Below are 8766 nucleotides of genomic sequence, written 5' to 3' on the forward strand. Positions count from 1 at the left end.
TGTTGCCCATGCTGGGCACACACAAAAAAAAGATTGATGAATATAATTTATCAATCTTTTTTAATCTTATAATATTAATAGTTTATTTTAAAAATTCGTATTTAAATAAAAATGGTACTATTTCCTTTAAATAATAACATTTAACTAAAGATGTTAATGTAGAGATATCTCCATTAAGCATAGGATAATCATATACGGTTTCCCCTAATTCATTTTTATGATGTGTATTTAATTCATCTTTTATTTGATAAATTCCATATGTTAACTCAGCATTGTAATTTGAAGTTAATTTAGCTTTATATAATATTTTATTCCATAAATCTATCAATGTTTTCTCTGTATCATTTACTTTTAAGTTATTTAAGTCCATGCTTACAATAGTTTCTCCATTAGTTGTATCAAGACATATTTCATTTTTATAGAATATACCATTGCTTCCTATAAAACTTCTCATATGATTTTGACTTTCTAATGTGCAAAATAGCAGTATTTTCAGTAAATCTTGTTTACCTTTTGATGTAGCAATATGTTTAAAAAATCGTTCTGAACCATCTGCTGATTTCATAACCCTAGTTCTTTCGGTCCAGCTCGTATTATATCTAATATAGCGGCTTGCTGCAAATATAGGAAGTTTTTCCAAATAATTATCTTTTCTTAGAAAAAAGCCATGACCATTATATCTTCCAGCAATCAATAAACTTGATACATTATCTGGATTATCAAAACCTGAGCTATCAGCCACAAGATATCCAATAATATTTTCATCATACAAGGGCTTTAAACTTTTTTTAACATTATTAGGTGCTTCAAGTCCATTTAAGCCAACTAATATACCTGTTTCTGTTTCAGTTGTTAGTTTTCTTTTATCATAATAAATATTGCTATATTTAGTGAAAATCTTTTTAACATCAAGATTATCACAACAAACTAGCTCATTATCCTTTATGTCATAAGCTTTTAATACAAAAGATAGTTGCGTTAAACAGTCCTCATTAGTCCATAATGCAACCATAATACATGCATTTATACTTGTATGAAAATGTTTTCTATTGAAAGCGTACCCATCTAATAATTTTTTAGAAATTAAATGTTGAACCTTCCAATACTTTACAGGTGAAAAAACTATATAACTATCTGTTGTTTGTCTCAAATAATATTTGAAAGCAGACCATATAAATGCATTTCCTAAATCATTTGTTGCAACACCTTTTACTTCCTTTTTCATTTCTTCTACAACAAAACTTTTCTTCCATATAGATGATGTTTTAGATTTACTCTTTTTTTGGTGTTCTATCGATGTAGTTTCTGCATATGGAGGATTCTCAAAAAGAATTATTGTACACTTGTTATCTTTGATGTATTTTTGAATTAGCTCATTATATACATAATCTTTACTAAGAGCATTTGCATTTTTAACAAACCCTTTATCGTAAGTTTCGTCAGTTTCTATTGGTGGTATAATAAATCTTACTTTATCTGAAAGTCTCTCACAAAGAACCTTATACTCATAATATTCATATGTAGATAAAATACAATGTGATAGCTCTTCATCAGTTAAAATTGCTTCTAAATTACCTGTTCCAGCACATCTATCTATAATAATATAATCATTACCTTTAGGAACTCTTTCTATAGCCTTTCTAAGCAACTCTGCCGCTTTTTCACAATATAACTTTGGTGTATAAAAAGCTCCTAAATTCTTTTTATTTAAGTCATCGTTTAATTTATCCATTAAATATTTAAATTTCTCATTTGTTTTACCTTTATACGGTAATATATGACCTTCAAAATGCTTAGGTTGTCGGATTTCTCCAATGATTTTTATCAGTCCTTCTAAATCTCCAAGAAAATCTCCTTTATGAGCATTAGGATTTTCATTATAATATCTTTCGGCCCATCCTACTATGCAATTTTCATCAATATTAATAGGCATATGATTTTTTATTCTAAGAATTTGAATCATCTCTGCTTGTCCATATTGTTTTGAATAATCAATTATTTTTACATATGATTTAGTTATAATAAAACCATCATTGTTTTTACTAGCAGGTCCATAATATATTTTATGAATATCATCAAAATAATCTTGACTCTTAAAAATATAGCATATTCTTTCATTAAGAGATATCAAAAGTATATTAGCTGGTACAGATATTCCCTTAACTCTCAATTTAGATAAATATTTAATTGCTTGCAATAATGTTTTACTAACATCAGTAATATTTAATTTGAATTCTAATAAATTTCCATTCCAAACTCCATCTGTATTTTCAATCAATACATTATTGTTTTCATAGTCTATTCTAAAGGTTTTAAAAAAATCTATTTGCCCTTCCTTCTCAATTCTATATTGTCTCAATAGAACCCTCCTTCAATTATGTTAATATTAAATCAATTCATTTGATACAATATATTAGATTTTTTAAAATCTTAGAATAATCTTTTTGATAACTTATTAGATACATTACATTCGATAATTGATGGTGGATAAAATTATATTCACATAAAGTTTATACTTGATATAATTAATTCAATAAAAAAAGTCATAGTTATTAACCATGACTTTTAATTTTTATATTATGCCAGCAATTATTCCTCCACCAACAACTACGTTTCCTTGGTAGAATACTACTGATTGCCCTTTTGTTATAGCTCTTTGTTTTTCCTTAAAGCTTACTTTAACTTTTCCATCTTTTAAAGGTGAAATTATTGCCTCTGCTGGTCTTCCTGAATATCTAACCTTAGCTTCAACAGTAATTGGCTCTTCTAACTTATCAAATGGAATAAAGTTTACATCTTTAGCAACTAAATCTGTTTTAAATATGTCTTCCTCTGGTCCTATTACAACTTCATTAGTTCTTGGGTTTATATCTGTAACAAATACTGGTCTTCCAAGTGCTAATCCTAAACCTTTTCTTTGACCAATTGTATAATATACTATTCCCTTATGCTTACCTAAAACATTTCCATTTTTATCAACAAAATTTCCTGGAACTACTTCTAAAGGTCTTGCTTCACTTATGTATCTTCCATGATTATTATCTGGTATAAAACAGATTTCTTCACTATCTTTCTTATTATGAACAGCTAATCCTATTTCTTTAGCTATTTCTCTTATTCTATCTTTAGTATACTCTCCACAAGGCATTAAAGTATGTGCTAATTGCTCTTGTGTAAAGTTATATAATGCATAAGTTTGGTCTTTTCTATCATCATCTGAACGAATTAAAAGATATCTTCCATCTTCATTCTTTTCAATTTTAGCATAATGACCTGTTGCAACATAATCTGCTCCAATTCCTTGTGCTTTTCTTAAAAGCTCATCAAATTTTAAATGCTTATTACATGCTATACATGGATTTGGAGTTTTTCCATCTATGTATTCTTGAACAAAGTAGTCAATAACCTTTTCTTTAAAGCTATCTCTAAAGTTCATTACATAAAATGGTATACCTATTTTATTTGCAACTCTTCTTGCATCATCTACAGCTGAAAGTGAACAACATCCACCTTCTCTTTCTGTATATTCATTGTCTTCTTGCCATATTTGCATTGTAACACCAATTACATCATAGCCTTGTTCTTTTAAAAGGTAAGCAGCAACGGAGCTATCAACTCCGCCACTCATACCTATTACTACCTTCTTTTTCTTTTCCATTAAATCCACACCTTAAATTTTATTCGTGTCCGTGTACTGCATCATGTAATTCATCATGATCTGTTTCTTCGAATTCCCAACCTTCTGTGCTTAATCCAGCATTTTTTCTATAATCATTGATTGCTTTGTGTATAGCTTCTTCTGCTAATACTGAACAATGCATTTTTACTGGTGGAAGTCCATCTAGCGCTTCAGCAACAGCCTTATTTGATAATTCCCAAGCTTCTTCTAATGACTTACCTTTAATCATTTCTGTAGCCATTGATGATGAAGCTATAGCTGATCCACATCCAAAAGTTTGGAACTTAACATCTTTAATAATGTTATCTTCAACTTTTAAATAAACTCTCATTATATCACCGCATTTAGCATTTCCAACTTCTCCAATACCATTTGCGTCTTCAATTTCTCCTACATTTCTTGGGTTTCTAAAATGGTCCATAACCTTATCTGTATATATCATAATTATTTTTCTCCCTTCTTAACAAAATCACTCCATAATGGTGACATATTTCTTATTCTTTGTATAATTCCAGGTAATACTTCTAAAACATAGTCAACATCTTCTTCTGTTGATCCATCACCTAGTGTTAATCTTAGTGATCCATGTGCTAATTCATGTGGTAAGCCTATTGCTAAAAGCACATGCGATGGATCTAATGATCCTGATGTACATGCACTTCCACTTGAAGCACATATTCCTTCAAAATCTAATGATAATAATATAGATTCTCCTTCTATATAAGTAAATCTTACATTAACATTACCAGGTAATCTCTTATCTCCTCTTGGTCCATTTAAATATGAATATGGTACTCTTTCTAATATTCCATCTATAAGTTTATCTCTAAGAACAGATAGTCTTTCCATATGTCCTTGTAAATCCTCAGTTGCTAACTCTATAGCTTTACCTAATCCAACAACAGAGGCTATATTTTCAGTTCCAGCTCTTCTAGCTCTTTCTTGACCACCACCGTGGATTAAGTTGTCAATCTTTATTCCTTTTCTTATGTATAAAACACCGATTCCCTTAGGCCCATATATTTTATGTCCAGCTAAAGATAAAAGATCTATATTCATTTCTTTAACATCTACTGGAACATTTCCAACTGCTTGAACTGCATCTGTATGGAAGAATATCTTTCTTTCTCTACAAATTTCACCTATTTCTTTAATTGGTTGTATTGTTCCAATTTCATTATTTGCAAACATAATTGATACTAAAATAGTTTTATCTGTTATTGCATTTTTTAACTCTTCTAAATCTATAAATCCTTCTTCATTAACATCTAAATACGTTACATCAAAGCCATTCTTTTCTAAATACTCACATGTATGAAGAACTGCATGATGCTCTATCTTAGTAGTTATTATATGATTTCCTTTTTTTCTATGTGCTGATGCAATACCTTTTATTGCCCAGTTATCAGACTCAGAGCCTCCCCCTGTGAAGTAAACTTCATTAATATCACAGTTTAAAGCTTTTGCTACTTGCCCTCTTGCTTTATCTATTGCCATCTTTGTTTCTCTTGATATTCCATAAAAAGATGATGGGTTACCAAACTTTTCTGTAAAATAAGGCATCATTTCTTCTAAAACCTCTGGTTTTACATAAGTCGTAGCCGCATAATCCATGTATACTGTTTTCATTTTTTATTCACTCCTCTTTAAAGTTAAAGACTCATTTCTTTCTTTAATTCTATTGTAGTCATCTACTATATCTTGTAGGGTTACCCCTTCCATAACTTCATCTATACTATTTTTAATTTTCGTCCATAAAAGTCTTGTTGCACAACAATCAACATTATCACAAGCTACCCCTTCAATACAATCTGCAATTTCTATAGGTCCTTCTAATACATACATTATATCCGAAACTTTTATATCCTTAGGCTCTCTTCCTAATACATAACCACCTTGAGCTCCTCTTATACTATTTATAAGTTTCGCTTTTCTAAGTGGAGAAAATAACTGTTCTAAATAATATTCAGATATACCTTGTCTCTGAGAAATAGTTTTTATTGATAGGGGAGAATCTCCATAATGGATAGCTAATTCAACCATAGCTTTTACTCCATATCTTCCTTTAGTTGATAATTTCATAATCTCACCCCTTATTCAGAGTCTTTTGCTCTGCTTTATATTTATATCATACTAACTTACTCTGTTTTTGTCAACCTTGATTTACTCTCACTTTATAAAAATTTTTACCATTTATTCATACTACTACTATTTACCTAAAAATGAGTTTTATAAAACAAAATATCAAATTTAATTATTCTATATTATTTAGCTTTTTAACATTTTTCCAATACTCTTTTGTTGCTCTTTCAAACTTATTTTCTCCATACTGATAGTAAGTTCTATCTTTAATATTATCTGGCAAATACTGTTGTTCTATATAATGGTTAGGATAGCTATGAGGATATTTATATTCTAATCCTCTTCCCATTTTACAAGCTCCACTATAATGTGCATCCTTTAAATGCATAGGTATATCTCCTATTGTCATACTTTCTAAATCTCTCAATGCACTATCTATAGCTAAATAAGCTGAATTTGATTTTGGACTTGTTGCTAAAAGAATAGTTGCCTCTGCAAGAGGTATTCTTGCTTCTGGAAATCCTAATTCTCTTGCAGAATCAACTAATGACTTTACTATTAAACTTGCTTGTGGATATGCAAGCCCTATATCTTCTGATGCTATAACTTGAAGTCTTCTACAAATAGAAATTAAATCTCCTGCTTTAATAAGTCTTGCTAAATAGTGGATAGCTGCATCTGCATCACTTCCCCTAATTGATTTCTGAAATGCACTTAATATATCATAATGTGCATCTCCATCATTGTCATAAGCAATAACTTTACTTTGTGTTGAATCTTGAGCTACATCTAAATCAATTAATATAACTCCATCACTATTAGGCTTTGTAGAATTTAAAGCTACCTCTAAACCATTTATAGCCTTTCTTACATCACCATTACAATATGAAGCTAAATAATCTATAGCTTCTTCTTTTATATCCAGTTTTATTTCAGTATAATCTTTACTTCTAATTTCAATTGCTCTTTTTAAAGCCTTTTTTATCTCTCCCTCTTCAACTGGTTTAAATTCAAATATTGTTGATCTAGAAAGTAAAGCCTTAAATATGTAAAAATACGGATTTTCTGTAGTTGATGCAATGAGTGTTATTCTTCCATCTTCTATATATTCTAAAAGAGACTGTTGCTGCTTCTTATTAAAATTTTGTATCTCATCTAAATATAAGACAACTCCATTTACTCCTAAAAATGTATCTAACTCTTTAGTTATTTCCTGAATATCTTTTAATGATGCATTGGTTGCATTTAATTTATAAAATCTTTTCCCTGCTTTTTCTGCTATTATATTTGCAACAGTAGTCTTCCCTACCCCTGGTGGACCATAAAATATCATATTAGATATACGTCCACTTTTAACTATTCTATCTAAAATTTTATTTTCACCTAATATATGTTGTTGACCAAAAACCTCATTCAATTGTCTTGGTCTAATTAAATCAGCAAGTGGTTTCATCTTTTCACCTCAAAATAATTATTGCTTAAAGTATATCATAATAATTATTTTTTTAATATTTTAATGTTTATTTTTATACAATTTAAAAAGGCTTGTCCATATTGGTACAAGCCTTTTTTATAATTCATTTATATATTTAATTATCTATAAAATTCTTGAGTTGCGTAAACTTTATTTCCTATTTTATAAACTCCTACTCCAATACTTGAGAACTTAGTTGATAAAATATTTTCTCTATGTCCTTGTGAATTCATCCAATTGTTCATAAATTGATTTGCTAATACATTTGGATCTGTTACTCCACCTATATATGCAATATTTTCTCCCCAAGCACTATATGTTACTCCATCATTTTTCATTTGAGTTGTAATATAATTTCCATTTAAATCTGTGTGACTGAAGGAATTATTATCTCCCATATCTTGAGATTTAATTCTTGCATATTTCTCCATAGTAGTGTTATATGATAATGCTGGTACTCCTGCTTTTGCTCTTTCTTCATTTACTCTATTAAAGATAGCAGCTTCTACCTGTGCCATAAAGTTTGAATTTGATATTTCAGAATCATTTGTTCCATTATCTATTGATGGTGTTTCATCTACTGATGGCGTTTCATCTACTGACGGTGTTTCATCTACTGATGGCGTTTCATCTACTGATGGTGTTTGTATAGTATTATCATTTGATGGCTTATCTACTGTTGGAGGTGTTGTTGGTTTTTCATTTGGATTTTCTTCTATGTTACTTCCTCCATTATTATCGTTACTATTATTGTTATTGTTGTTATTATTGTTATCAGTTGATGGCTTGTCCGTAGATGGTTTATTCACTGTATTATCTCCAACTACATTATTATCTCCTGATGCATTTCCATTGTTGCATTGACCATTGTTTGAACTGTTGTTTTGAGACGTTCCAATCCACCAATGAAAAGTAACTTTATTATTATTAATAAAAATAGTTTTACTACCGCTTTGTAGATTAGATACTGATAACATGTTTCCACATGCTACTTTTATTTTTTCTGAATTATTACTATTAGACTGTATGTCCACTTTTTTTGTAGCCGCGTTTGCAGTCGTGCTAAAAATTCCTGAACCTACTCCCCCTAGTATAGCTGTTGATAATATAACGGCAATTAGTTTATTCTTCATCTGTACCACTCCTTTTTATTTTTTTGAACTACAATCTTTATAGTTCAATATCTTATTAGTTAAAGTACTTTTTACTTTCACTAACGTCGTCACTTACATTTATAACATATTTTCTTAATAACACTTATAGTAGATTCATTCTTTACATTCATATATATTACTATATTAGTTTTAGAGGCCTTAAATAGAATTAAATTCCTATAGCTATTTGTGTATATTAGTAGCTTGTACACTTTTTCCGTATTATTCCATCCAATAAATTTCCTAGTATATTATTCTTACTTTCTAGTTTTACATTTGAAATATTAATCATATATTAATATCTTAATTTTAAAAAGCTGTCTAGAAATAATAAAGGTCTTTTTAACAATCGAGTAGGAGGAAAATAATTATTTTAT

The 8766-nt window shown here is 29.2% G+C and carries 7 protein-coding genes; all 7 read right to left on the reverse strand.

Annotation, left to right across the window (positions count from 1 at the left end):
• Positions 1-82 precede the first annotated feature (82 nt).
• Complete coding sequence (locus HMPREF0216_RS05170) at positions 83-2359, reverse strand: hypothetical protein (RefSeq protein ID WP_005212030.1); 2277 nt, start codon at positions 2357-2359, stop codon at positions 83-85.
• Positions 2360-2572: 213 nt separating this feature from the next.
• Positions 2573-3658 carry a tRNA 2-thiouridine(34) synthase MnmA gene (gene mnmA, locus HMPREF0216_RS05175; protein ID WP_005212031.1) on the reverse strand — a complete coding sequence of 362 codons (1086 nt, stop codon included), beginning with the start codon at positions 3656-3658 and terminating at the stop codon, positions 2573-2575.
• A 19-nt stretch (positions 3659-3677) separates the two neighbouring features.
• Positions 3678-4121 (reverse strand): Fe-S cluster assembly scaffold protein NifU, encoded by a 444-nt coding sequence (gene nifU / locus HMPREF0216_RS05180; RefSeq protein ID WP_005212033.1) that lies wholly within the window; start codon positions 4119-4121, stop codon positions 3678-3680.
• A gap of 2 nt (positions 4122-4123) precedes the next feature.
• Positions 4124-5308 (reverse strand): cysteine desulfurase NifS, encoded by a 1185-nt coding sequence (nifS, locus tag HMPREF0216_RS05185; RefSeq protein WP_005212035.1) that lies wholly within the window; start codon positions 5306-5308, stop codon positions 4124-4126.
• A 3-nt stretch (positions 5309-5311) separates the two neighbouring features.
• Positions 5312-5761, reverse strand: coding sequence for an RrF2 family transcriptional regulator (locus HMPREF0216_RS05190; RefSeq protein ID WP_005212037.1), 450 nt, complete (start codon positions 5759-5761; stop codon positions 5312-5314).
• Between the two features lie 172 nt (positions 5762-5933).
• Positions 5934-7214, reverse strand: a complete 1281-nt coding sequence (locus HMPREF0216_RS05195; RefSeq protein WP_005212039.1) for a replication-associated recombination protein A — start codon at positions 7212-7214, stop codon at positions 5934-5936.
• A gap of 140 nt (positions 7215-7354) precedes the next feature.
• Positions 7355-8368 carry a CAP domain-containing protein gene (locus tag HMPREF0216_RS05200; RefSeq protein WP_005212041.1) on the reverse strand — a complete coding sequence of 338 codons (1014 nt, stop codon included), beginning with the start codon at positions 8366-8368 and terminating at the stop codon, positions 7355-7357.
• Positions 8369-8766 lie beyond the last annotated feature (398 nt).

The organism is Clostridium celatum DSM 1785, assembly GCF_000320405.1.
Classification (GTDB): Bacteria; Bacillota; Clostridia; order Clostridiales; family Clostridiaceae; genus Clostridium; species Clostridium celatum.